This window comes from Cohnella sp. GCM10012308 (assembly GCF_042649185.1).
Taxonomy (GTDB): domain Bacteria; phylum Bacillota; class Bacilli; order Paenibacillales; family Paenibacillaceae; genus Cohnella.
On record NZ_JBHRYU010000005.1, the window covers coordinates 229035 to 253131 of the forward strand.

Annotated in this window: 18 protein-coding genes and 1 pseudogene; 15 read left to right on the plus strand and 4 right to left on the minus strand. The window is 62.8% G+C overall.

Annotation, left to right across the window (positions count from 1 at the left end):
- Positions 1–75 precede the first annotated feature (75 nt).
- The 12 genes and pseudogenes from ACFOTD_RS09175 (at position 76) to ACFOTD_RS09230 (ending at position 13043) form a co-directional block, all read left to right on the plus strand.
- Positions 76–939 carry a MurR/RpiR family transcriptional regulator gene (locus ACFOTD_RS09175; protein WP_090116962.1) on the plus strand — a complete coding sequence of 288 codons (864 nt, stop codon included), beginning with the start codon at positions 76–78 and terminating at the stop codon, positions 937–939.
- 209 nt (positions 940–1148) lie between these two features.
- Positions 1149–2063, plus strand: coding sequence for an N-acetylmuramic acid 6-phosphate etherase (gene murQ / locus ACFOTD_RS09180; protein ID WP_378117888.1), 915 nt, complete (start codon positions 1149–1151; stop codon positions 2061–2063).
- Between the two features lie 61 nt (positions 2064–2124).
- Entirely contained in the window at positions 2125–3588 is a 1464-nt protein-coding gene (locus ACFOTD_RS09185; protein WP_378117890.1) for an ABC transporter substrate-binding protein, read from the plus strand.
- Positions 3589–3691: 103 nt separating this feature from the next.
- A complete protein-coding gene (locus ACFOTD_RS09190) occupies positions 3692–4594 on the plus strand; it encodes a carbohydrate ABC transporter permease (RefSeq protein WP_378117892.1) in 903 nt (300 codons plus the stop codon).
- A 19-nt stretch (positions 4595–4613) separates the two neighbouring features.
- On the plus strand, positions 4614–5474 hold the full coding sequence (locus ACFOTD_RS09195; protein WP_378117894.1) for a carbohydrate ABC transporter permease: 861 nt from the start codon (positions 4614–4616) through the stop codon (positions 5472–5474).
- A gap of 286 nt (positions 5475–5760) precedes the next feature.
- Positions 5761–5877 (plus strand): annotated as a pseudogene (locus tag ACFOTD_RS09200) (hypothetical protein); the annotation flags it as partial.
- 73 nt (positions 5878–5950) lie between these two features.
- Complete coding sequence (locus ACFOTD_RS09205; RefSeq protein WP_378117896.1) at positions 5951–6892, plus strand: anhydro-N-acetylmuramic acid kinase; 942 nt, start codon at positions 5951–5953, stop codon at positions 6890–6892.
- Between the two features lie 510 nt (positions 6893–7402).
- Positions 7403–8389: a GNAT family N-acetyltransferase gene (locus ACFOTD_RS09210; protein ID WP_378117898.1), complete on the plus strand. Its 987-nt coding sequence runs from the start codon at positions 7403–7405 to the stop codon at positions 8387–8389.
- Complete coding sequence (locus ACFOTD_RS09215) at positions 8386–9090, plus strand: PIG-L deacetylase family protein (RefSeq protein ID WP_378117900.1); 705 nt, start codon at positions 8386–8388, stop codon at positions 9088–9090. The genes ACFOTD_RS09210 and ACFOTD_RS09215 overlap by 4 nt, the downstream gene beginning before the upstream one ends.
- A 3-nt stretch (positions 9091–9093) precedes the next feature.
- Entirely contained in the window at positions 9094–10239 is a 1146-nt protein-coding gene (locus ACFOTD_RS09220) for an exo-beta-N-acetylmuramidase NamZ family protein (protein WP_378117902.1), read from the plus strand.
- A gap of 80 nt (positions 10240–10319) precedes the next feature.
- A complete protein-coding gene (locus tag ACFOTD_RS09225; RefSeq protein WP_378117904.1) occupies positions 10320–11906 on the plus strand; it encodes a glycoside hydrolase family 3 protein in 1587 nt (528 codons plus the stop codon).
- Positions 11907–12122: 216 nt separating this feature from the next.
- Entirely contained in the window at positions 12123–13043 is a 921-nt protein-coding gene (locus tag ACFOTD_RS09230) for an N-acetylglucosamine kinase (RefSeq protein WP_378117906.1), read from the plus strand.
- Positions 13044–13640: 597 nt separating this feature from the next.
- Here the strand turns inward: ACFOTD_RS09230 and ACFOTD_RS09235 are convergent.
- Positions 13641–14174, minus strand: a complete 534-nt coding sequence (locus ACFOTD_RS09235; RefSeq protein ID WP_378117907.1) for a phosphatase PAP2 family protein — start codon at positions 14172–14174, stop codon at positions 13641–13643.
- A 195-nt stretch (positions 14175–14369) separates the two neighbouring features.
- Between ACFOTD_RS09235 and ACFOTD_RS09240 the strand changes: the two genes are divergently transcribed.
- Positions 14370–15527, plus strand: coding sequence for a glycosyltransferase family 4 protein (locus ACFOTD_RS09240; RefSeq protein ID WP_378117909.1), 1158 nt, complete (start codon positions 14370–14372; stop codon positions 15525–15527).
- Between the two features lie 75 nt (positions 15528–15602).
- The gene (locus ACFOTD_RS09245; protein ID WP_378117912.1) at positions 15603–16358 is read left to right on the plus strand and encodes a MerR family transcriptional regulator; all 756 of its coding nucleotides are present in this window, start codon (positions 15603–15605) and stop codon (positions 16356–16358) included.
- 105 nt (positions 16359–16463) lie between these two features.
- Here the strand turns inward: ACFOTD_RS09245 and ACFOTD_RS09250 are convergent, their stop codons facing one another.
- From ACFOTD_RS09250 to ACFOTD_RS09260, 3 genes are all read right to left on the minus strand, one after another.
- Positions 16464–19031, minus strand: a complete 2568-nt coding sequence (locus ACFOTD_RS09250) for a glycoside hydrolase family 183 protein (RefSeq protein WP_378117914.1) — start codon at positions 19029–19031, stop codon at positions 16464–16466.
- A 183-nt stretch (positions 19032–19214) separates the two neighbouring features.
- Positions 19215–20735 (minus strand): helix-turn-helix domain-containing protein, encoded by a 1521-nt coding sequence (locus ACFOTD_RS09255; protein ID WP_378117915.1) that lies wholly within the window; start codon positions 20733–20735, stop codon positions 19215–19217.
- The gene (locus ACFOTD_RS09260; RefSeq protein WP_378117917.1) at positions 20720–22531 is read right to left on the minus strand and encodes a sensor histidine kinase; all 1812 of its coding nucleotides are present in this window, start codon (positions 22529–22531) and stop codon (positions 20720–20722) included. Before ACFOTD_RS09260 ends, ACFOTD_RS09255 begins: the two co-directional genes overlap by 16 nt.
- Before the next feature lie 170 nt (positions 22532–22701).
- Here ACFOTD_RS09260 and ACFOTD_RS09265 point away from each other — a divergent pair, with 170 nt between their 5' ends.
- Positions 22702–24063 carry an ABC transporter substrate-binding protein gene (locus ACFOTD_RS09265; protein WP_378117919.1) on the plus strand — a complete coding sequence of 454 codons (1362 nt, stop codon included), beginning with the start codon at positions 22702–22704 and terminating at the stop codon, positions 24061–24063.
- Positions 24064–24097 lie beyond the last annotated feature (34 nt).

A 24097-nucleotide genomic window follows, 5' to 3' on the forward strand; every position in this document is an offset into this window, starting at 1 on the left:
GTAAAGCTCCCTTGTTTTTTGCAAAAAATGGCCTTACTATTTACTAAAATACGACAGAATGCGCAGGTACCTACCATGGCGATCCAGAACAATATATTGCTCAAGATCCGCGACATGAAGGATAGCATGACGCCCGTCGAACGGATGGTGGCCGAGTACATCCTCGCCAATACGGAGGAGATTCCGCATCTCTCCATCAAGAGTCTCGCGCAGTTCAGCCGGACGAGCGACGCGTCGGTGCTGCGCTTTTGCAAGACGCTCGGCTACAGCGGCTACCGCAGCTTCATCGTGAGCATCTCGGCTTCGGTCGGCTCGATGGACGAGGAGCAGAAGGACGAATACACCGACATCCAGCCCGGAGACGATCTGAACGTCGTCGTCTCGAACATCTCCTACAACAACATGAAGTCGATCGAGGATACGCTCAGCATTATCGACCGGGGCGCCGTGGCGAAGGCGGTCCAGGCGCTGCGCGACACGAACCGGATCGTGTTTTTCGGCATCGGGGCCTCAGGGCTCGTGTGCATGGACGGCGAGCAGAAGTTTTCCCGCATCAACAAGATGTGCCATGCCTATACGGACGGGCACAGCCAGCTCACGGCCGCCACGCTGCTCGGGAAGGGAGACGTCGCCTTCTTCGTCTCGAATTCCGGCGATACGATCGAGATCCTCGAGGCGCTGGAGATCACGCAGCGCGCGGGCGCGACCTCGATCGCCCTGACCAAGTTCAACAAGAGCGAGCTCGCGGACAAAGCCGACATCGTGCTCAGCATCTCCACCCCGGAGGTTACGATTCGCAGCGGCGCGATGGGCTCTCGCATTGCCATGCTGACGGTTATCGACATTCTGTTCGCAGGGGTGGCAAGCGCGGAATATCCGAATATTAAAAAATATTTGTTGAAAACCCACAATATTTTGGCGGGCAAACACCGCAGATAACGATTACAGACATTGCCGGACGCTCGCGGCAGTGTCTTTTTTTGTTGCTTTTATGAAAATAAAAATGCAATTAAAATTTTTACAATGAAATTTTATTTCAAAAAGTATTGACGCTTACAAAGCGAAAACGATAAGATATACCCCAAGAGGGGGCATTAAACAGATCCATGAAAGGACGATCCTCACAAACAAAGGGTAGGAGAATGGCCATGAACGAATATCTCGCGGGTCTAACCACAGAGAAGATCAATCCGGCAACCCGGACGATCGACGAGTGCACAACGGAGCAGATGCTGCATCTTCTCAACCGGGAGGATGCCGCCGTTCCGGCCGCGGTGGCGGAAGAAATTCCGAACATCATGGAGGCTGTAGACGTTTTGCATGCCCGGCTCAAGAGCGGGGGCAGAATGTTCTACATTGGCGCCGGATCATCCGGCAGAATCGGCGTACTGGACGCATCCGAGTGTCCGCCCACCTTCGGGGTCGACCCTGAGCTCGTGCAGGGGCATATAGCAGGCGGGGATACGGCGCTTCGGACGGCGGTGGAAGGATTCGAGGACAACGCGGAGGAGGGAATGGCGCTCATCGCGCGCATCGGCGTCACCGACAAGGACGCGGTCGTCGGCATCTCCGCCAGCGGCAGCGCGGCCTTCGTCATTGCGGCGATCCGGCGGGCCGGAGAGATCGGCGCGGCCACGATCGGGGTCGTCAACAACAAAGGCTCGCAGCTCGGCGAGGTTTGCGACATCTGCATCGCGCCGGTCGTCGGACCGGAGGTCATCATGGGCTCCACGCGGCTGAAGGCCGGATCGGCGCAGAAGCTGGTGCTCAACATGCTGACGACGGCAACGATGGTCAAGCTTGGGAAAACCTACAACAATCTGATGGTCGACCTCAAGGCGAGCAACAAGAAGCTGCAGGATCGATCGATCCGCATCATCAAGGCCGCGACCGGCGTCGACGCCGAGACGGCGTCGGATTACCTGGCGCGGGCGTCGCAGAGCTGCAAGCTCGCGATTCTGATGATCGAGACGGGGCTCTCCGCTTCGGAGGCGGCCGCATCGCTGGCCCGCTTCGAAGGCAACCTCAAGGCGACGATCCGCGCGCACAAACAAGTCGTTTAACCGGCAAGCGCATTCCTATCATTCACCCGTTAAGGGGCCATCCCAAGGAGGAGTCATCCGAATGATGAACAAAGGCAAAGCACTCTCGCTCATGCTCGCAGCGACGCTGTCCGTATCCGCGCTGACCGCGTGCGGCGGCAACAACAACAATAACGGCGCGGCCAGCCCGTCCTCGGCCGCTTCGGGCTCCGCTGCCGCATCCGGCTCCGCGGACGCCGGCGCCAAGGACACGATCACGGCGCTTCTCCCGCCCGTATCGCCGACGTACCAAGATAACTTCGACCAGATGGAAAAGGACTTCAACGCGAAGTATCCTAATCTGACCCTGAAAATCGAGCCTGCCAGCTGGGAAGACATGACGCAGAAGCTCGATACGCAGGTCAATGCGGGCAGCCCGCCGGACATCGCGTTCATCGGCTCCGACGGCATCGCCAAGTACGTGCAGCAGGGCATGGCGCTCGACCTGACGGACGTTGCGACGCCCGAGATGACGGGCGACTACGACGCCGCGCCGCTCGAGTACATGAAAAACGGTTCCGGCCTGTACGGCTTTCCCGCCTATATGGAAGTCCACGCCCTGGGCGGCAACAAAGTATTCCTCGAGGCCGCGGGCATCGACTGGATAAACGTTCAGAAAAACGGCTGGACCTACGACGAATTCCGCGACGCGATTAAGAAGGGCGTCGTGAAGAACGGAGACGCAACTTCCCGTTACGGCTTCGTCTTCGCTACGGCGGGCGTCGCTTCCAAGGACTATCTGGGCATCATGGCAAAGAGCGCGGGCATGCCTGCGGCATTCACCAAGGATCTGAAGTATGCGTATACGAGCAAAAACTACCTCGAGCTGCTGACCGACCTTCGCCAGCTGATCGACGACGGCTCGATGCCGAAGGAGCTGAGCTCCGTCGACGCGGGCAAGCGTTGGAACATGTTCCTGACCGGCCAGACGATGATCACCGGCAAGGGGCTGGCGACGTTCGAGAACTCCGCGAAGAAGAACAACGCGAAGATCGACGCGAAGGACGGCAGCGCGGTCAAGGACAGCATCAAGGTCGACTACGTCGTCCTGCCGGTGCCGACCTTCGCAGGCGCGGAGCAGGTTTCCTACACGGTCGTCGACGGCTACGTCGCCTTCCGCGGCAAGAAGGAGCCGACCGCCGAGCATAAAGCGAACATTGCCAAGGCAGCTTACTTCCTGTCGAGCGGCCAAGTGGCCGCCACGACGAACAACGATCTGTTCGCGGCGCACATCACCAAGAGCGGACGCGAAGCCGCGGCTTCGATGCCGATCGAGCGCAGCGCCGACAACGTCGCCGCGGTCGAGGGGATGCTCTCCCATGCCGCGCCTGCGCGTCCCGACATCCCGGCCGACCTTGGCGCCAAGGCGATCAAGATCGAGAACGAGGTCATCATTCCGAAGATGCAGGCCTTGCTCGCGAACGAGATCAAGCCGCAGGAAATGTACGACGCAGTGAAGAAGGCCGCGATCGCCGCCTTCGGCGAAGACGGCATCGTCCAAGATTAATAAACGCATTCGCAATAACGCATTCGCGTACGGATAGCCGCGTGATTCCCCCGCATGCGGCTATCCTTCTTCATTCGCGGACGCGAGGAGAGGAGTCCTGCACATGGCCCAGTCGGCACAACCGGTCAAAAAGCGCAAGATCAAAGGCGACGGCGCATGGGGCTACGCGTTCATCGCGGTCGCGCTCATCGTGTACGCCCTGTTTACGGCATACCCGGTCTTCAGCGCGTTCATTATCAGCTTCCAGGAATACAAGCCGCTGGGTTCGACCTACATCGGCTTCGACAACTATACGGCGACCTTCAAGGACGACCTGTTCTGGAAGTCGATCAAAAACACGCTCGTCTACACGGTGCTGACCGTCCCTGTCGCGCTGCTGCTGTCCTTCCTGGTGGCGATCATGATCCTGCCGCTGCGCAAGAAGCTGCAGGCCGTGTTCAAGGCGGTGTACTACCTGCCCGTCGTCGCCTCCGGGGTCGCGCTCTCGCTCGTCTGGCTGTGGATCTTCGATCCGATGCCGGGCGGCATCTTCAACCAATTCATCGGCTGGTTCGGCGCGCACAACCAGAACTGGCTCGGCTCGAGCGCCACGGCGATGTTCTCGCTCGTCATCATGGCCTGGCTGTCCAGCCACGGCGCGAGCATCATCATCTACCTGGCCGCGCTGCTCGGCATCGACGACAGCTACTACGAGGCGGCGGACCTGGACGGCGCTTCCTTCCTGCAGAAGCTGTGGCATATCGTCATCCCCAGTCTCAAGCCGACGACGCTGTTCCTGCTCGTGACGGCCGTAATCGGATCGTTCCAGGTGTTCCAGAATGCGTACCTCATGACCGGCGGCGGACCGGACCACGCGACCACGATGGTCGGCCTGCTTATTTTCGACAATGCCTTCAAGTACTTTGAATTCGGCAAAGCCGCGGCCCAATCTCTGATATTGGCGCTTATCATAGCTCTGGTCTCGCTGTTCCAGTTCAAGTTCCTGGGCAAAGACGTGGACTACTAGGGGAAGGAGGCAACCGCATATGTCACTTTACAATAACCATACCGGTAGCCGGGCGGGCAAGAGGGCCCGCAATACCGTGATTGTCGTCCTTCTCCTGCTCTTCGCGCTGGCGACGCTGTTCCCCATCTACTTCATGGTCATCTCCTCGTTCGGAGATCCGGTCGAGGCGGGAGCCGTCAGCTATTCCCTTTGGCCTGGGAAGTTCACGCTGGAGTCGTATTCCTTTTTCTTCAAATATAGCGAGTATTCGTACCGCTGGATTCTGAACTCGACGATCGTCGCCGGCGCCGTGACGATTACCAACGTCTTCTTCGCGACGATGGCGGGCTACGCGTTCTCCAAGCTGCGTTTCAAGGGCAGGGGCGTACTCTTCTCCATCCTGCTCGCCGCGATGATGATTCCGTACCAGGTGACGCAGGTCCCCCTGTACATTCTGATCGTTAACACGTTCCATATCGAAAATACGTACAGCGCGCTCATCCTGCCGGGCCTCGTGACGGTGTACAACATTTTTCTAGCCAAACAGTTCATGAGCAGCATCCCGACCGAGATTATGGAGTCAGCGAAGGTGGAGGGGTGCAGCCAGTTCCAGATTTTCTTCCGTATTATCCTGCCTTTGTCCAAAACGGTCATGGCCGTCATCGCGATCCTGACGTTCATGGACAGCTGGAACACGTTTTTCTGGCCGTTTCTCGTCACCAACACGATGGATATGCAGACGATCCAGGTCGGCCTCAAGAACTTCCGCTTCGCGAACACGACCTACTTTTCCCCGATGATGGCGGGCGCGACGATCTCGGCGGTACCGATGTTCATCCTGTTCTTCAGCCTGCAAAAATACTTCCTCGAGGGCGTCACCGTCGGCGCGGTCAAGGGCTGATATGGCGGGTGAAAAGGAAGGGAATCGGCGAACGGCGATGGCCGGGAGCGTGGAAGGAATGGTTGAACGGGGCGGGACCGCGGCGGGAAGTTCGGCCGTGGCTGCCGTGCGCAGCGAAGCCGGCGGGGCGTCTGGAAGCGGCGGGCAGAAGGAGCGCCCCCTACGGTTCGCCCCCGGCCCGATACCGGGCATGGCTCGGGACGAGGACGAGCAGTCGCGGCGAGGCGCCTCGGATTCGGGGGCGGGCAGATTCACGGATAAGCCGCGGCGCTACGCGGTCGGCCTGATGTCCGGCACTTCCGTCGACGGGATCGACGCCGCGGCGGTCGAGATCTCGGGCATGCCGGGCGACGAGCGCATCGAGGCGCGGCTGCTCGCCTTCGAGAACAAGCCGTACCCGGCGGATGTGCGGCGCGAGATTTTCGAGCTGTTCGATCCGGCGCGGGCGACGGTGGACCGGGTGGGCGCGAGGCGCGATGAACGTCCGGCTCGGGCGGCTGTACGCGGACGCGGCGCTGTCTGTCATCGGCGCGGCGGGCTTGTCGCCCGCGGACGTGTCGGTCGTCGGCTCGCACGGGCAGACGATCTACCATGCGCCCGAAGCCGGCTACACCGTGCAGATCGGCGAAGGCGCCGTCATCGCCGCGCGCACGGGCATTCCGTGCGTGTCGGACTTCCGCCCCGCGGACCTTGCGGTCGGCGGACAGGGCGCGCCGCTCGTCCCGTTCACGGAGTATTTGCTCTACCGGGAGCCGGACAGGACGCTGCTGCTGCAGAACATCGGCGGCATCGGCAATGTCACCGTCATCCCGGCGGGCTGCGGCCCGGCGGACGTGTACGCCTTCGACACCGGCCCGGGCAATATGCTCATCGACGGCGTCGCGAGCCTCATTACCGGCGGCTCGCTCGCGATGGACGAGGGCGGCGCGCTGGCGGGACGGGGCAGCGTGAGCGAGGCGCTGCTCGGAGAGCTTCGGCAGGACGCGTACTATGCGCTGCCCGTGCCAAAGTCGACGGGCCGCGAGCGGTTCGGCGCGGACTACGTTGAGGGCATCGTGCGCCGCGGCCGCGAGCTGGGGGTATCGGACGCGGATCTTGCGGCCACGGTGACCAGGCTGACCGCCTGGTCGATCGGCGACGCGTACGACCGGTTTATCGCGGAGCGGCACGCCGCGGACCTCATGATCGTCGGCGGGGGCGGCAGCTACAACCCCGTGCTGATGCGGGATCTCGCCGCCGAGATGGCGGCGCGCGGCGTGGCCGTGGCGACGCAGGAGGAGGTCGGCGGCAGCAGCGACGCCAAGGAGGCGATCGCGTTCGCGCTGCTCGCGGACTACGCGATGGCGCGGCAGCCGGCCAACTTGCCGGCGGCGACCGGCGCTGCGCGGCCGGTGGTGCTCGGGAAGATTTCGTATTGAGCGCGCGTTGGGTGCGCAGTGAGCGCGTGCGTGCAGTCAGGACAACGCGGTGGCAGCAGCGCGCCCGCGCACCCGCGAATGGACCGGAGGACTAGCAATACCTGCAAATATGCAGGCATTTTCCCTCGTACGACCTCCAATCGTGCGATTGCCTGCAAATATGCAGGTATTTTCGATAAATGGACCTCAATCGTGCCATGCCGGAGGAAATACCTGCATATTTGCATTTCTTTAAATCCGATTATCGTGGTGCGCAAAAATACCTGCATAAATGCAGGTATGCGGAGTGAAGAGTGCTTGCGGCGGATAGACGATGTGTGAAGTTCCCGATACGAATGGAGCGCGAAGCGTTGAGCATACATGGAGCTGCGGCGTGATGGCCGCGGGTGAAGTGTAGACGTACGTGCCAAAATGGAGCTGCGGCGCGATGGCCGCGGCCGGAACCTTCTCATACGCTACGACCGCATTTGGCTATGGAAGCGGCTACTTAAACGAAAGGAGGTGCGGCGGATGACACAGTTGAAGGTGACAACATGGGAAGATCGGTATGCGGACGCGGTCGTGGCGCTTTGGAACGGGGCCGCCGTACGCGACGGCTATAAGGAGCTGACGCGGGACACGTTCACCGAGATTTTCACGGCGAACCGGTACTTCGATCCGGCGGGCGCGTTCGTACTGCTGGACGAGGGCCAGGTTCGCGGCTTCTCCTGCGGTTGTACGGGAGACGACTTGCCGCTCGGCGAGACGGCCGGTTATGTCGCCTGCGTCGTGCTGGCCGATGGTTTTGGCTCGGACGCGCACCGGGCGACGTTGCTCGAGGCGCTGGAAGCGAGATTCCGGGAGCTTGGCAAGCGCCGATCCGAGGTGCTTTTTTTCAACCCCATGCGCCTGCCTTGGTACATACCTGGCACGCCGGGACACGAACATAACAACGCGCCGGGCGTACCGGCCGACACGGCTTTGTACCGTTTTTTGCTCGACAATGGTTACATCGACCGGGCGCGGCAGTGCGCCATGTACAGGCCGCTCGCGGACTTCGCGATCCCCGCCGACATCCTGGCCAAGGAGGCCAAGGCTGCGAAGGAGGGCTACACGGTCGAGCTGTTCGATCCGAACAAGCATAGCGGGCTGGCCGACATGCTGGCCGGTCTCGCCAATCCCGCCTGGGAGCGCGAGATCGCGGCTTGCACCGCGGGCGGCGTGCCCGTCGTCATCGCCGCGGACCACGAAGGCCGGGCGGCCGGCTTCGCCGGGCCGGTCGTCCGGCAGGACAACGGCCGGGGCTACTTCGCCGGCATCGGCGTCCATCCGGACCATGAGGGCCGCGGGCTCGGAAGCATTTTATTTTTCAAGCTGTGCGAGGCGCTGCAAGGCGTTGGTGCCGACTATATGTCGCTGTTCACGGGGAGCAACAACCCCGCGCTAAGAATCTACGAGAAAGCCGGTTTCACTACGGTACGTCAATTCGCGATCATGCGGAAGGAGCTAACACAATGAGCGACAAGCAGACGATCTTGGCCATCGGGGGCCATGTAGGGGATATGGAATTGACGGCGGGCGGCGTGCTCGCGAGTCATTCGCTCAAGGGCGACCGCATCGTGACGCTGGCGCTCACGCCGGGCGAACGCGGCGTGCCAGCAGGTCAGGATATGGCGGATTACCGGTTGCAGAAAATTCGGGAAGCGCATGCGTTCGCGGACCTGCTTGGCGGCGAAGCGATCGTGTTCGACGACATTCCGGACGGCGAGCTGCCGGACGACGCGGCGATCCGCTGGCGCGTATGCGACGTCATTCGCAAGGTGCGTCCGAGCATCATCATCACGCATTTTAAAAACAGCATGCACAAAGACCATATGACGACGCACCGGATCGTCAACGACGCGCGCTTTTTCGCAGGTTTGCCTTCCATTGAAAGGGAGCTGCCGGCGGCCTTCGCGGGCAAGCTTTACTATGCGGAAAATTGGGAGGACGCCGTCGACTATCGCCCATACGTCTACGTGGACTTCGACCAGGCGGCATACGACCTGTGGATCAAGGCGCTGTCGACGCATTGGTTCGTGACCGGCAGCAAGTCGTTCCCGTACATGGAGTACTACAAGCATCTCGCCCGCGTACGCGGCATCGAAGCGCGCAAGACGTATGCGGAGACGTTCATGGTCCCCGAAGAAACGCTGCGACTGCGTCAATCGGAGCTGTAAGCGATGATCCTGAACGGCGTAGACAACCTCGCGCGCTACGACGGTCTCCTCAAGGGTAAACGCCTCGGCCTGATCACCTCGCCGACCGGCCTGTCGCTCGGCTTTAAGTCGATGATCGAACTCCTGCGCGAGCGCTACGAGCTGGCGGCGCTGTTCTCGCCCGAGCACGGCGTGCGCGGCGATCGGGATGCCGGCGGGCTGGTAGAGACCTATACCGACGAGCGGACGGGCGTGCCGGTATACAGCTTGTATAGGCTTGACTCGAAGCGGCTCACGCAGGAGATGCTGGACGCGGTCGACATGGTCGTCTACGACATCCAGGACGTCGGCGTGCGTTATTATACTTTTATCTATACGATGCTCTATGCGTTGGAGGACTGCGCCAAGGCGGGCAAACCTTTTGTCGTGCTGGACCGCCTCAATCCGCTGGACGGCGTTACGGTCGAAGGCAATGTGCTGAAAGACGGCTACCGGTCTTTCGTCGGTGGTTATCCGCTCTGCGTGCGGTACGGACTGACGGCCGGCGAGGTCGCGACGATGGCCAACGCGCAGCAAGGTTGGGGCGCCGACCTGCACGTCGTCCGCTGCGAGGGATGGACGCGCGACATGCTTTTTCCCGATGCGGGCCGTCTGTGGATCCATCCGTCGATCGGCATCCCCCGGTTTGAAACCGCGCTGCTGTACGGCGGCACCTGCCTTTTCGAAGGGACGAACCTGTCGGAGGGACGGGGGACGACGTTCCCGTTCGAGATGATCGGGGCGCCCTTCATCGACGCGGAACGGCTCGCGGACGAGATGAACGGACTGGCGCTGCCGGGCGTGTATTTCCGGCCCGCCTACTTCAAGCCGTCCTTTTCCAAGCATCAAGGCGCGTTCTGTCGGGGCGTTCAGCTTCATGTTACCGACGTCCGCGCGGTGCGTCCGCTCGAGATCGGCGTGACGCTGTTGTACGCGATCAAGCGGAATTACGAAGCGTTCTCGTTTCTGCCGCCCGTGCGCGAAGGCTCGCGACCGTTCATCGACCTGCTCGGCGGGGACGACGTGTACCGGACGGAGCGCGCGGAGGCGGACGTGCCCGGATTGCTCGCGCGATTCCGCGAGGAGAGCCGGTCGTTCGGGGAGATGAAGGCGCAGTTCCATCTGTATTGAAACGAAGCCGCGGACAACCGGTACGCTGCGCATGCGCAGCCGCTGGTGGCCGCGTTTCTTTTAGAAGGAGGAATTGAAGGATGGCAGGCATGGACGCCGTAAACCGCAGGCCGCAGTCGCTGCGCGAAAAAATCGGCCAACTGATCGTAACCGGGTTCCCGGGGACCTCCATTACGGAGGATCTCGAGTCCCTCGTGCGGGAATGGAAGATCGGCAATCTCATTTTGTTCGCCCACAACGCGGAAAACACATCGCAACTCGCGCGGCTGTGCGAAGATTTGCAGAAGCTCGTCGTAGTGGAGACTGGTTGCCCGGCGCTCATCTCGATCGACCAGGAGGGCGGGCGAGTGACGCGATTGCCCCGCGACGCGGTGAACGTCCCGGGCGCGATGGCGATCGCGGCCGCCGGAGATCCGTCGGGCGCGCTGACGGCGGGCCGGATCACGGCGGAGGAGCTGCGGGCGCTCGGCATCAACTTCAATCTGGCGCCGGTGCTCGATATTAACAACAACAAGCGAAATCCCGTCATTAACGTCCGCTCTTACGGCGACACGGCGGAGACGGTGGCGACGTACGGTCTTCAGATGCTGCGCGGACTTCAGGAAGGCGGCGTGCTGGCCGCGCTCAAGCATTTCCCGGGGCACGGAGACACCGAGGTGGATTCGCATCTGGGCTTGCCGACTTCGGGGAAGACGCTGGCGGACCTTGAGGCGCTTGAACTCCTGCCGTTCCGTGCCGCGATCGCGGCCGGTGCCGAGGCGGTCATGATCGCGCACATGATGTTTCCCGCTATCGAGCCGCGGCGGGTACCGGCCACGATGTCGTCCGTTATCGTCGAGGACCTGCTGAAGGGCAAGTTGGGCTATGAGGGGCTCGTCGTCTCGGACTGCCTGGAGATGGACGCGGTGAAAAAGTATTACGGTACGGCGCAGGGCGCGCTGGGCGCGCTGAAGGCGGGCATCCATCTGCTGTTCGTCAGCCACACGCCCGCGCTCGTCCGCGAGACCGTGCAGGTGATCGAGCAGGCCGTGCAGTCCGGCGAGCTGCCATTGGAAACGTTAGACCGCGCAGTGGACAAAGTGCTGTATTATAAGGAGAAATACGCTGCGGGGTCAGAAGCGTCGCCGCTCTCCGTCGTCGGCTGCGAGGCGCATCGCAAGGAAGCTGCGGCGATTAGCGACGCCGCTATCTGCGTCGTAACGGGGGGCTTGGTCTCCGTGCAGCCGGGAGAGATTCGCACGTTGTTCGTCGGCAGCCTTCCGTACCGGACCGATCAGGCTTCGAGCCGGGTCGCGGGCGGCCTGAGCTTCCCCGACGTTATGGCGGACCGGCTGGGAGGCGGGCGGATGCTGGTGCGCATCGATCCGGTCGAAGCGGAGGTCGACAGCGTGTTGCGGGAAGCCGAACGCTATGACCGCGTTGTGTACGGGCTGTTCAACGGGAGTGACAATCCGGGACAGCTCGAGGTTGTGCGCAGGCTCGTCGCCGCTGGCAAGCGGGTGACGGCGGTCGCGCTAGGCAAGCCTTACGATCTGGAGGCGCTGGAGGGCGTCGATTGCGGGCTCGCCGCGTTTGAATACACGGCGCTGTCGCTGGATTCCGTGGCACGGGTGTTGTCCGGAAAAGTTCGTCCTGCGGGACGCATCGGGAACGTGTGGCATCGTTAAAGAACCGCGGCGTCGGCCTCGGATTCGGAAGGGCGAACATCGTGCCAAAGCCATAAAGCGCGAATGACGACGGGGAAACGGTCGAAGGTTCCGGATAGCGGGTTCCGGGTTCCGTTACCGGATTATGCTTGGGCAGGATCGAACCGGTGTGAACGTAGGCGGATACGGCAGATTTCGGGAGCAAACGAATGGGATGAGGAAGGCGGGGAGGCGCGGATGATATATGCGGCGGGACTGGACGGAGGCGGCACGAAGACGGCCGTAACCGTGCTCGACGAGACCGGGCGCATGGTGCTCGCGTTCGAATCGGGCGGGATCAACTACAATGGGCGGGACGAGATGGATATCAGACGCAGCCTGGCGGAGATCGCCGACGCGATCTCCGCGGCCTGCGGAGGTCCGGACGCTTGTCGGCAGATGGTCGTCGGCGCTGCCGGCGTCAGCAATCCGACCGTACCCGGCCGCTTGGGCGCCGCCTTGCGCGAAGCCGGCTATCAAGGCGGCTTGCATGTCGTCGGCGACCACGAGACCGCGCTGTACGGCGCGCTGGAGCGCGAGCACGGCATGATTCTGATTGCGGGCACGGGATCGATCTGTTTCGGCCGCAGCGAGTCCGGCCTCGTTCACCGTACGGGCGGTTTTGGCTATCTGATCGATGACGAAGGCAGTGGCTACAGCATCGGCCGCGATCTGCTAGCGGCCATCGTGCGCGCCCATGACGGCCGCGCTCCGGCGACCGTATTGACGGAGATGGTCTACGATCGGCTCCGCATCGGATCGGTGGAGGAGATCGTCCGATTCGTCTACGACAAGGGCACCGGCAAGCAGGACATCGCGGCGCTCGCGCCGCTGCTCTCGGACGGCTGCGCCGCCGGGGACGGGGCGGCGCTTCTCGTCGCGCAGCGCACGGCCGCAGAGCTGGTGCAGCTGGTGCTGCCCGTAGCCGAGCGGCTGTCGCTGGGCGACGGCGAGCTCGCGATGGCGGGCAGCGTGCTGCTGCGGAGCGCGCATGTGCGCGAAGCGTTTCAGGCGGGACTGCGCGAGCGCTGTCCCGGCATCCGGGCAGTCGCGCCTCGCCGGGACGCCTCGGCCGGCGCCGCGCTGATGGCGCTGCGCATGCTGGCGGACGCAAAGTGAGCGGACGCCCGCCTTGTCATCGGAGATGACGGGGCGGGCGTTTTTCGTTGCGAAAGCGCCGAAGTAGCCTCTACCGGGGCTACATGGTGGGCGAGTCGGGGAGTAGGGGCCGAAGTAGTCTCAACCAGAGTCACTTTAGGTGCGTGCCAGGTCATGTGCGGCAAAGTAGTCTCCATCGGAGCTGCTTTGGGCGCGCGCCGGGGATCGCGGGCGGAAGTAGTCTCCGTTAGAGCTACATTGGGTGCGTGCCGGGGATCGCGAGCGGAAGTAGTCTCCGTTAGAGCTACTTTGGGTGCGTGCCGGGGATCGCGAGCGGAAGTAGTCTCCGTTAGAGCTACTTTGGGTGCGTGCCAGGGATCGCGGGCGGAAGTAGTCTTCGTTAGAGCTACTTTGGGCGCGTGCCGGGAATCGCAAGCCGAAGTAGTCTCCGTTAGAGCTACTTTGGGTGCGTGCCGGGGATCGCGAGCGGAAGTAGTCTCCGTTAGAGCTACTTTGGGTGCGTGCCAGGGATCGCGGGCGGAAGTAGTCTTCGTTAGAGCTACTTGGGACGCTTCCCCGGTCATTTGCGCCGCATCAGTCTTATGCCGTTTTGTCAGATCAGGCCGCGTGAATCCATATGCCCACGAGCAGCGCCGTTGCGCTACCGAGCAGCATGCCGGCGACGGTGTCGCTTGGATAGTGGAGGCCGAAGTACACCCGGGACAGCGCGACGCCGGCGCCGATCGGGAGCAGCAGCGGGATGAGCGCGGGGCTGGCGATCATCCAGGGCGTCAGCAGGGCGAAGGCCGCGGTCGTATGACCCGAGGGGAAGGAGGGATCCTGGAGTGGACGGGGGCCGGTCCTGGCTTGGGGCAATACTTGATAGGGCCGGGACCTGGGGGACAGACGTTTGGCAAGCGCGACGGGAATATGGCTGATAACGACCGCGACCAGCGCCTGCCAGCCGGCCGTGCGCCAGATGCCGTCGGCCAGGAGGCCGACGGCAAGGGAGATGGAGAGGGAGAACGTAGCGCCCCCGATCAGCGACAACAGCCGGAACAGCGTGGTCAGCGCCGCCCGGTTCCACCGGATGTTAATATAAAGGAACCAATTGCTCTCGAAGCGGCTCAACATGCGATAGAACTGTGCCATGGCCATCTCTCCTTCGGCGCGCGGGCGCGGCTTCATGTTCCCCCAGTCTAACCGCGAATTGTCATTGGGGTATGAAGTTCCGTCGGCCTTACTGTAAAGGAACAAGCCATCCGCAATTTGACACTCCGCTGATCCCGCGCTAATGCGGGCGCAGTACGATGGGCGTAAAACGCATCGCGGAGGAGGAGTCGTCGCATGAACGAGATCCGCCTGGCCTTGTTTACGGACACGTACGCCCCGGAGATCAACGGCGTAGCCAAAACGCTGCAGCGATGGACGGATTATTTGGAGAAAAAGGGAATTGTCTGCAAGGTATTCGCGCCTGCAGGTCCGCGTCGTGCGCCGGGCTACGAGGAGACGGCGGAGCGCCTCGCCAGCCTGCCGTTTTTTCTGTACCCGGCGTGCAGGCTGGCCATGCCGGTGTCCCCGGCGGCCGAGCGCAGCCTGCTCGCCTTCAAGCCTACGGCCGTGCACGTGGCGACCCCGTTCGGCACGGGCCTCACCGGGCGGCGCCTCGCGCTGAAGCACGGCATTCCGCTGATCGCGTCGCATCATACGCACTTCGCGCGATATCTGCCTTACTACAATCTGACCTGGGCTGGCGCGCTGCTGCGCAGGTACTTGCATTGGTTCCACCGCCCCTGCAGGCGCGTATTCGTGCCGTCGCCATCCGTGCTCGAGGAATGCCGGCGCGACGGCTGGCTGGGCCTCCGCGTATGGAGCCGCGGCATCGACGCCTCTCTGTTCGGCAGAGAAGGAGACCGCGCGGGATGGCTGAGCGAGCATGGCTTGCCTGCTTCGAGCTTTCCGGTGCTGTGCGCGGGCAGGCTCGCGCCGGAGAAAAACCTGGGTACGGCGCTGCGCGCATTCGGCCGGTTCCGGGAGGAGACCGATGCCGACGCCCGGCTGGTGATCGCCGGGGACGGGCCGCAGGAAGGCGAGCTGCGCAGGCTCGCCGAGCAGCTCGGCATCGACGCGCTGTTTCTCGGCGCGGTGTCGCAAGGCGAGCTCCAGCGCTGGATGCAGGCATCCGGCGCGCTGCTGTTCCCTTCGCCGACGGAGACGTTCGGCAATGTCGCGCTGGAGGCGATGGCCTGCGGCTTGCCCGTCATCGCGGCGAAAGCAGGGGCGCTGCCCGACCTCGTGCAGGACGGCGAGACCGGCCTGCTCTGCCCGCCGGACGACGCGGACGCCTTCGCCGCGGCGCTCGCCCGGCTGCACGGGGAGCCCGCGCTGCGGGAGGCGATCTCGGAGCGGGCTTACGCCTACGCGGGGACGCGCGATTGGGACGGCGTCTTCGGCGAGCTGCTCGCGGAGCTGGCGGGCGTCTGCGGAGAAGCGTCCGCGGTATAAAATAGAATTTGCAAAATAACGATTGACCTTCACGTTGCGTCAACGTTTACAGTAGAGTCGTCGGGAGGCGATCGCATGGAATATACGGTACAGAAGCTGGGCAGGCTGGCGGGCGTGAGCGCCCGGACGCTGCGGTTCTACGACGAGATCGGGATTCTGAAGCCGGCCAGAATCAACTCGTCCGGATACCGCATCTACAGGGCCGCGGAGGTCGACAGGCTGCAACAGGTACTGTTCTACCGGGAGCTCGGCGTCGGCTTGGACCGGATCAAGGAGATCATGTGCGATCCGGACTACGACGGCGTGCGGGCGCTGCGGCTTCATCGCGAGGAGCTTCTCGAACGCAGGGAACGGCTGGATGCGCTGATCGCGAACGTCGAGCGCACCATCGGCGCCCGTGAAGGAGGAACGGATATGAGCGACGAAGAAAAGTTCGAAGGGTTTAAGGATAAGCTGATCGCGGACAACGAGGCCAAGTACGGCGCGGAGATCCGCGCGAAATACGGCGACGGGACGATCGACCGCTCCAACGCGAAGCTGAGAGGCATGAGCGAGGCGGAGTACGCCGAGATGAACAAGCTGGCGGACGAGATCCACGTCTCGTTGGCCGAAGCGTTCAAGACCGGCGACGCGGAAGGGGAAGCCGCTCGGCGAACGGTGCAGCTGCACAAGCAGTGGCTCTCCTATTCCTGGGGCAGCTATTCCAAGGAGGCGCACGCAGGACTCGCGCAGATGTACGTCGACGATGAGCGGTTCAAGGCTTATTATGAAAAAGAGCCGGGCATGACGGCGTTTTTGCGGGACGCAATCGTGGCGTATACGCGGCAGTAACGCAGACGCGGCATGCAAGAAAAGAAGGCGGAATCGCGCAAGGTAGCTGCGCGATCCCGCCTTTTACCGCCCTTACCGTGCGTTCATGCCCCGCAAACAGGCGCTCTACAAGCCGGTATACTGGATCGTGGGGTTCCAGAGCGTGCCGTCCGACGTCAGATTGTTCCGCTTATTGACGATGAAGTAGATATAATCCCCTGCGGAGACGGACACGGCGACGTCATGAGAGATGCCGGCGAAGTCGTTGTAGGCCAGCGTCGCGGAACTTCCGACGCTGGGCCAGATTTGCGATCCGTTTTTCATGATTTTCAGGTTGACGCCGTCGCCGGCTCCGCTGCCCGGCTCCTTCTTCGCGGTACCCGAGACGCGGATTTTTCCCGCTTTCGGCGCGAGCCAAGCGCGTACGGAGTCGTTTGCGTCCGGATGCTGAAGGACGCTGCCGACCAGGACATAAGTTTGCGCGCCCTTCCAGCGTCCGTTTGCCGCGTCCCAGGTCATATCGCTGTAGGCGGAGCCGTCCCACTGCTTGTAATACCACTGGTTCGCGCCTTGAGTCTGGCTGAAGCCGCTCGAGGCTTCGTAAAGATCGTATTGGATCGTCGGGTCCCACCAGGTGGCGTCCGTCGATATCGTACCGCCTTTATTGACGACGAAGCGAATTTTGTCGTTCTGGGCGACGCTGACCGTCAGGTTGTGCGCGAAGCCGTTCGTGTCCGAAGCGCCGATCGGCTGCCAGCCGCTCGCCGGCCAGATTTGCGTATTGTTTTTCATGATCTTTACCTGCACGCCGTCCCCGCCCAGCGCGGTGTCCGCCTTGCGCGCGACGCCGGACACATTGACTGTTCCCGCCTTCGGCGCCGTCCATGTCCGCACGGAATCGTTCGCGTCGGGATGCTGCCAGCCGCCGCCGACGATCGCGTATGTCTGCGCGCCCTTCCAGCGCCCGTTCGCGGCGTCCCATGTCATATTGCTGTAAGCGGAGCCGTCCCATTGCTCATAGGACCAGCCGTTCGCGCCTTGCGTCTGGCCGTAGCCCCCGGAAGCTGAGTATCGGTCGGCCTGATCGGCCGAGATCGTAATCGAGCGCCGATACAGGTCGTCGTGCTCGTAGTTGCCCCAGGTTTTGCGCGGATACAGAATGGAGAACGCGCCGTCGACCTCGCGGCCGTCGTTGGTCCCGCCTTCGTAATCCACGAAGGTCGAATAGGGCTGCATGACCGAGCCCGGAGCCGCGACGTCCAGCGCGGCTTCCATGCTCCAGACGACGCCGTCGGAGGAGGAGTAGAGGTTAAGCCGGCTCGATTGATGCGTCTGCACGGTCATCAGATACTTGCCGAGCGCGGTGCTGTATGCAGCGTCCGAGTGCGCGTCTTCGTACAGGTAGGTGTTGTCGAGGACGGCGCTGCCGACGCTCGTCACGGCGTTTCCGGTCCAGCTTCCGTTGACGTATTTCGTCCAAGTCGTCGTCTGCAGATTGCGCGCCGCATTCACGACGTCCTGCACGCTCGCCTTGGCTACGGCGACATGCCGCGGGTAGCCCATGCCGTCCCCTTCTCCGTAGATGCCGTCGTTGAAGTACACGTAAAACTCGCCGTTGCGGACGATATAGGGGACGCCGCCGATGTTGACGCCCGTATTTTTAGGCCGCACGATCTCGCCGCAGTATTCCCATGTCGCGCCGCCGTCGGTCGAGTAGACGATGCCGAGACTGAAGTTCGTAGGCAACCCCGTCGGCTGCGGCGTCGACCATGCCTCGTTATGCGTGAAGCCGAGCAGCTCGCCGGGTGCGATCTCGTACATATTCATAATCCAGATCTTATAGGCGCTGTAGCCGGCGCCGAAGCCGTTTTTATCGATCAAATTGCTGCCGCCCGCCGACACGTAAGTTTGGAACGGAGCGTCCAGCGGGCCTTTCAGATGCTGGAGGAACTCGGCATGGTAAAAATGCATCGCGCTCGCGCTCTCCCGCAGCGTCGCGAACGAAGCGTCCATCGTGATCGGCATCTGCGCGTCCGCGTAGAGCAGGTTCGGGCTGCCGACGTTGATCGTGTAAGGCAGATCGGGCCCCGACACGCTCACGTTGTCGAAGGCCCAACTGCTCGTGCTCGCCGCAAGTCCGGCATACCCGCTGGCGAAGGTCGGATCGGTATAGTCGATACGCGGCGTCGTCTCGTTGTTGACGTACACCTTGATGTTGTGGGCGTTGTTGACGACCTTCAGGTGGCGGTAGGTGCCGAAGGACAGGCCGGTGGCGACCGACACGAGCGCCTTGTTCACCTTGTACAGCTCGATGGTGCCGTTCGCCCGCACGTACAGCAGCATGCCGCTGTCGAACGGACCGTCGTCCTGGCCCATTTTTTTGAACTGCAGGCCGGCCCAGCTCAGACTGCTGCCGCCGTTGTCGAGCAGCTTCAGATCCAGCTCGTAGGTGGCGTCGCCCCAACGCTTGCCGGCAATCGTGGTCCAGTAGGTGCCGTTCGCCGTCGCGCTCTGCACGTACTCGTCTCCTGCGGCGGACCAGGACCCCGACGCGGCTCTCCAGCCGCCCGCGCCGCCGGAGAACGTATCCTTGAGCCCGTTGCCGGCGGCATCCGCCGCTTGCGGTCCTGCCGCGAGCGCCAGCCCCGCCGTCAATAGCCATGCCATCAAGCCGTACCATAGTTTTTTTCGCACGTCATTGCCTCCTCAAAATTTTTGTAAGCGTTACCACAAGAAGCTTACACCCGAGGGAGGGACAACGAAATGGACGAATCTCAGCATGCGGCTTGTAAAATTCGCAGGCTTGCCCGGCGAGTAACCCTTTGCGTCAAATAGCGGCACAAATAGCGGGCCGGGCATACCAAAGTCGAGTCGCAGCTAGTCGAAGCGCTGACCCCGCTTGTACTCCGTAGGCGTCAGGCCGGCCCATTGCTTGAACAGCTTGCTGAAGTAATACGGATCGGGGTAACCGACCTGCTCCGCGATGTCCTTGAACAGCAGCCGCGGAAACTCGCGGATGAGCCGCTTCGCTTCTTCGATGCGCAGCTCGATCAGGTAATCGCCCGGCGACTTGCCCCGTTTGCTTTTGAATACGAAGCTCAGATAAGAGGGATTCAGGCCGAAGCGCTCCGCGAGGTCCGCGAGCGACAGATTGGAGGTGAAGTTCGCCTTTAAGTACGCCTCGACCTCCTCTGGCCATCCGGCGCTTTCCTCGTCCGAGCCTTCCTCCTCGCACAGCCGCCCGAATATCCGCGTCAGATGCGCAAGCGCGATCTCCGGCTGCGCCGCCCCCCATATCGCCTGGGAGATTTCATTTTCCATCCGCTCCGGCGCGCCGTCGGTCCCCATGGCGCCCGCATGAGGCGCAAGCTCGCGCGCGAGGCGCTGCAGCGTCCTGATCCACGTCGACCGCGGCAGACTGCCGAGCCCGATGTCGCCGATGGCCGCCGTCAGCGCCTGCATAAACTCCGGTTTCCTGCGCTTGCGCACAAAGGCGGCCATGTGCGACACGGCGGCGGCCGGGAGCTCCGCCCGCAGCGGCTCGCCCACTCCCTCGCCCGGGGAGTGGACGGCGAACGCCGCGCCGGCCATGCGGCTGAGCTGCGGCGCCGCCCGCCGGGCCAGCTGGAGCGCGCCGGGCACGCCGGCGATGCCCCCGCTGCGGAGCGGGATCGCCAGCACGGCGGCCGAGTCCGGGCCGCCCGGACCGCCGGCGGCCGCCCAGGCGCCGAGCCGCGTCCCGCCAAGCTCGTGCACGCCGAGCAGCAGGATGCACTCGTGCGACGGAGCGGCGAGCGCGTAGCACCGCTCGCCGTCCTGCAGCCATGCCTCCGCGGCGTCCCGCAGCTGCGCTGCCGGGAAGTCCCGCTCCAGCTCGGGAGGCAGCCAGGCGTACAGCAACATATAGCTGGCGTGGTAAAAGTACTCCCGCGCATAACGTTCCAGCTCCGCGCCGCCATGGGCGACGGACGAGTGCGGCAGCAGCAGGCGCTGCAAAATAAACGACTCGACCAGCGTCTGGTTTTGCAGCAGCCGCTGCCGGAGCGAAGCGAGCAGCTCGCCGATCGTAGCCCCGGTAGGCGGCTTCAGCAAGTAATCGACGACGCCCATGCGAACCGCCATGCGCGCGTACTCGAACTGCTGGTAGCCGGTGAGTATGACGCAGAGCATGTCCGGGTAACGCTCGCGCACGCGTTCGAGCAGCGCTTCTCCGTCCATGACAGGCATGTGCAGGTCGGTGATCAGCACGTGCGGCTGCACGATATCCATCTCGAGCAGCGCCGCCGCGCCGTTGTAGTACTCGCCGACGACCTTGAAGCCGGGATCGATGGCGGCGATCTTCTCCTTGATGCTGCGCAAAATGGGCGGCTCGTCTTCGACGATCACGACGCGGAACATCTGTCGCATTCCTCCTTGCGGACGGTGATGACAATCTCGGTGCCCTCGGGCAGTCGGCCGACGTTGAAGCGGACCCGGTCGCCCCAGAACAGCCGGCAGCGCGCCAGCGTATTTTCGATGCCGACATGGCCGAGACCGCGCGAGGTGATCCGAGAGAGCTCGCCGTCCCCGTCCGCGCGAAGCGTCTCGATCCGCCGGCGCACGGCTGCCAGCGTCTCGTCGCCGATGCCGGCGCCGTTGTCCGCGATCGACAGCTCCCAGCAGCCGGGGTCGTCCTGCCTCGCGCGGACGGCGACGGATATATGCCACGGGGGCTCGACCTGCTTGAAGGCGTGGGCGAAGCAATTTTCCAGAAACGGCTGCACGATCAGCTTGGGTATCGGCTCTTCGGCCAGAAGCGGGTCGAGCGCGATATCGAACTGCAGCTGGAATTCGTAGCGAAGCTTCATCAGCTCCAAGTAGGCGCGGGCGTTGGCCAGCTCCTCGCGCACGGCGACGGGAGCGGCCGGCGCGACGCTGCTGTAGCGCAGCATCTGCGTGAGCGCGTAGCACATCTCCGCAACCTCGCGATCGTCCGCCTCTTCTGCATGCCGGCCGATCGAAGTGAGCGTGTTGTAAAGAAAGTGCGGGTTCGTCTGCGCATAGAGCGCCTGAATCTGCGCCGTGCTCTCGCGACTGCGAAGGTCGATGAGCTCGTTCATGGATCGGTGCAGCCGCTGCGTCATCTTGACGAAGGTCTCGTACAGGTCGTTCACCTCGCGGGAGTACGCGAACGCGCGAGGCGCCGGCGTCGCGGGATGGGAGTCCAGCTCTACGCTGCGCACGTAGCGCTGCAGACGGAAGATCGGCGACGTGATCGTGCGCGCGATCGCGTAGGAGAGCGCCAGCGCGAGCAGCTCCGCCGCGCCGATGATGACGATGCTGAGCTGATGGAGCCGCTGGATGGGCCTCAGCAGCGCTTCCTTTGGCTGCAGCAGGGCGACATTGAGGCCGGTATACGAGGAACGGGTCAGATTGGCGACGTTCGTCTCTCCGGTATCGAGCCGCCGGATCTCGCTGCCGTCCGCACCGGCTGCGAACGCCCGGCCGTCGAAAGGGATGCGCGAAGCGCCATAGGGATAGAAGATGCGCCCGTCGTCGTCGTAGATAAACAGGCTGGCTTCTGCAGCGGATTCTCGCCCCTCCGTCAGCGTCTGCTCGAGCAGCGCATAGGGCTGTTGAACTTCGATCAGCGTATGCGCATTCAGGCGCCGGGCGACCGAGAAGACAACCTCCGCCGTCGTCTGCCACTCGGTCGGCCGGGGCGGCACGAGCAGCTTCTCGCCGCCGAGCGCCAGCGTATCATCGATCCACGACGCCTGACGGAAGCGCTCCCTTAAACTTGGATACGTGTCCCAGTTCAAGCCGTAATCGATATAGTCGCCGTTCAGGTTGAAGACGAGAATGCGCTTGGCCGTCATCTGCGGTCCGTTGAAGTACTCGAGCAGATTCGTCAGCTTCTGCACTTTGACGAAGGCGGCGTAAGAGCTGTCGAAGTCCGGCTCGGGGGGCGAAAAATAGGCGGCAATATCGTTGTTGTACAAAATCTGCGCGGAAATCCGGTCAAGGTCCTTGTACATCCGGTCGATGGACGTGACGAACCTGTACAGCATCTGCTGGGTCGCCTCCCGGTTGCGCAGGTAGATGACGTCCGCCGTCTGCCGATAGTATAAGTAGCTGAGCAATCCGATGATGATGTTGACGCACAGCGTAAACGCCAGAAACAGCTTGACCCGTATGCTCAGCCGGCTTAGCATGACTCCCACCTCTTGCTAGCAGTATAGCACCGACGATCGCGCGGCGGAGCCGATCTAGGAATTTTACAGGCCGCTACCTGCACATTTTCCATTTCCATGACGAGGCGGCTTCATTATCGTTAGGAATACGGCATACTCGCTGCCATCATTCAATTCTGGAGGGTCAACCTATGCATGCAAAACAGATCAAGTCCGGCCTGACCGCGGCAATGTCCGTGCTCATGGCCGCCGCGCTCGCAGCCTGCGGAGGAGGCGAGAGCGGCAACGGCGCCTCGCCTTCCTCGTCGTCTTCGACTTCGCCGTCCGCTTCGGCAAGCGCTTCCGCGAAGCCGTCGGAGACGGCCCCCGCCGCCAAGCCGGTGACGTTGTCCGTCATTATGCACGCCGACTGGGCCAAGGGCGGACCTTGGGAAAAGATCATGAAGGGCTACGAGGAGAAAAGCGGCAACAAGGTCGATCTGCAAATCGTGTCCGACAACTTCGAGCAGATGGTGCTGACCAAGATCGCGACCGAGGACATCCCCGACGTACTCTTTTTCTTCAGCCAGAGCAGCGCCATCAAAAAGCTCAATCCCGAAAAAAACCTCGTCGATTTGTCGGGTGAATCTTATATTTCGCGGATCAATCCGACCATTTTGAAATATTACCTGCAGGACGGCGGCAAGGTTTACGGCATTCCGACGAGCGGGATGAACGTGTCGGGCGTTCTCTACAACAAAAAAGTATTTTCCGACCTCGGCCTGTCCGTGCCCCGCACGTACGACGAGCTGCTCGCCGACGCCGAGAAGATCAAGGCTGCGGGCATCACCCCCTTCTACGAGGCGGGGAAGGACGGCTGGCCGCTCCAGGTATTCACCTTCAGCGGGTTCGCCAATCTGCTCGCCAAGCAGCCAGACCTGATGGACAAGATCAACGCGCACCAGACGACGTTCGACCAGATCCCCGAGTTCGTGGATATGCTGCAGAAGCAGGCGGATCTCGTGAAAAAGGGCTATGCCAACAAAAACCTGTTCTCCGGCACGTACGATCTGTCGCTCGACGAGCTGGCCACCGGCAAGTCGGCCATGGTCATCAACGCGGACTGGGCGCTGCCCACGCTGCTGGCCAAGTATCCGGACGCGCCGGTCGGCATGTTCCCGCAGCCGTTCGAGGCGGACAGCTACGTCGGCATCAGCGATCCGCAGGCGGCTTTTGCATTCAAGAATTCCAAGAACGTCGAGCAGGCCAAAGACCTGCTTGCCTATATCGCGGAGCCGGAAACGCTCAAAACGTATTATGACGCCGCCAAGACGATGCCGAGCTGGCTCGGCGTGGAGGCCGCGTTGAACGGGGGCACGGCCGATCTGCAGCCGGTCGTCGAAGCCGGGCGCGCCGCGCCGTTCTTCAACGGACTGACGGCCGTTTCGGTCGGCGACTATACGAAGGAGCTGCAGGCGCTGTACGGCGGCGACAAGACGGCGGCCGAAGTCGCCAAGGCGCTGCAGAAAAACATCGACACCGCCGCCAAGGCGGCGGGGCTCGCGGGCTGGTAAGCGGTTGGGCCCGGCCGGCGCGCCGGCCGGGCAG

Coding starts and splice junctions, on each gene's coding strand:
- ACFOTD_RS09185 (WP_378117890.1), top strand. CDS start 2,125: ATGATGAACAAAGGCAAAGCACTCTCGCTCATGCTCGCAGCGACGCTG.
- ACFOTD_RS09175 (WP_090116962.1), top strand. CDS start 76: ATGGCGATCCAGAACAATATATTGCTCAAGATCCGCGACATGAAGGAT.
- ACFOTD_RS09240 (WP_378117909.1), top strand. CDS start 14,370: ATGAACGAGATCCGCCTGGCCTTGTTTACGGACACGTACGCCCCGGAG.
- ACFOTD_RS09230 (WP_378117906.1), top strand. CDS start 12,123: ATGATATATGCGGCGGGACTGGACGGAGGCGGCACGAAGACGGCCGTA.
- ACFOTD_RS09205 (WP_378117896.1), top strand. CDS start 5,951: ATGAACGTCCGGCTCGGGCGGCTGTACGCGGACGCGGCGCTGTCTGTC.
- ACFOTD_RS09215 (WP_378117900.1), top strand. CDS start 8,386: ATGAGCGACAAGCAGACGATCTTGGCCATCGGGGGCCATGTAGGGGAT.
- ACFOTD_RS09210 (WP_378117898.1), top strand. CDS start 7,403: ATGACACAGTTGAAGGTGACAACATGGGAAGATCGGTATGCGGACGCG.
- murQ (WP_378117888.1), top strand. CDS start 1,149: ATGAACGAATATCTCGCGGGTCTAACCACAGAGAAGATCAATCCGGCA.
- ACFOTD_RS09260 (WP_378117917.1), bottom strand. CDS start 22,531: ATGCTAAGCCGGCTGAGCATACGGGTCAAGCTGTTTCTGGCGTTTACG.
- ACFOTD_RS09220 (WP_378117902.1), top strand. CDS start 9,094: ATGATCCTGAACGGCGTAGACAACCTCGCGCGCTACGACGGTCTCCTC.
- ACFOTD_RS09235 (WP_378117907.1), bottom strand. CDS start 14,174: ATGGCACAGTTCTATCGCATGTTGAGCCGCTTCGAGAGCAATTGGTTC.
- ACFOTD_RS09190 (WP_378117892.1), top strand. CDS start 3,692: ATGGCCCAGTCGGCACAACCGGTCAAAAAGCGCAAGATCAAAGGCGAC.
- ACFOTD_RS09265 (WP_378117919.1), top strand. CDS start 22,702: ATGCATGCAAAACAGATCAAGTCCGGCCTGACCGCGGCAATGTCCGTG.
- ACFOTD_RS09245 (WP_378117912.1), top strand. CDS start 15,603: ATGGAATATACGGTACAGAAGCTGGGCAGGCTGGCGGGCGTGAGCGCC.
- ACFOTD_RS09225 (WP_378117904.1), top strand. CDS start 10,320: ATGGCAGGCATGGACGCCGTAAACCGCAGGCCGCAGTCGCTGCGCGAA.
- ACFOTD_RS09195 (WP_378117894.1), top strand. CDS start 4,614: ATGTCACTTTACAATAACCATACCGGTAGCCGGGCGGGCAAGAGGGCC.
- ACFOTD_RS09255 (WP_378117915.1), bottom strand. CDS start 20,735: ATGTTCCGCGTCGTGATCGTCGAAGACGAGCCGCCCATTTTGCGCAGC.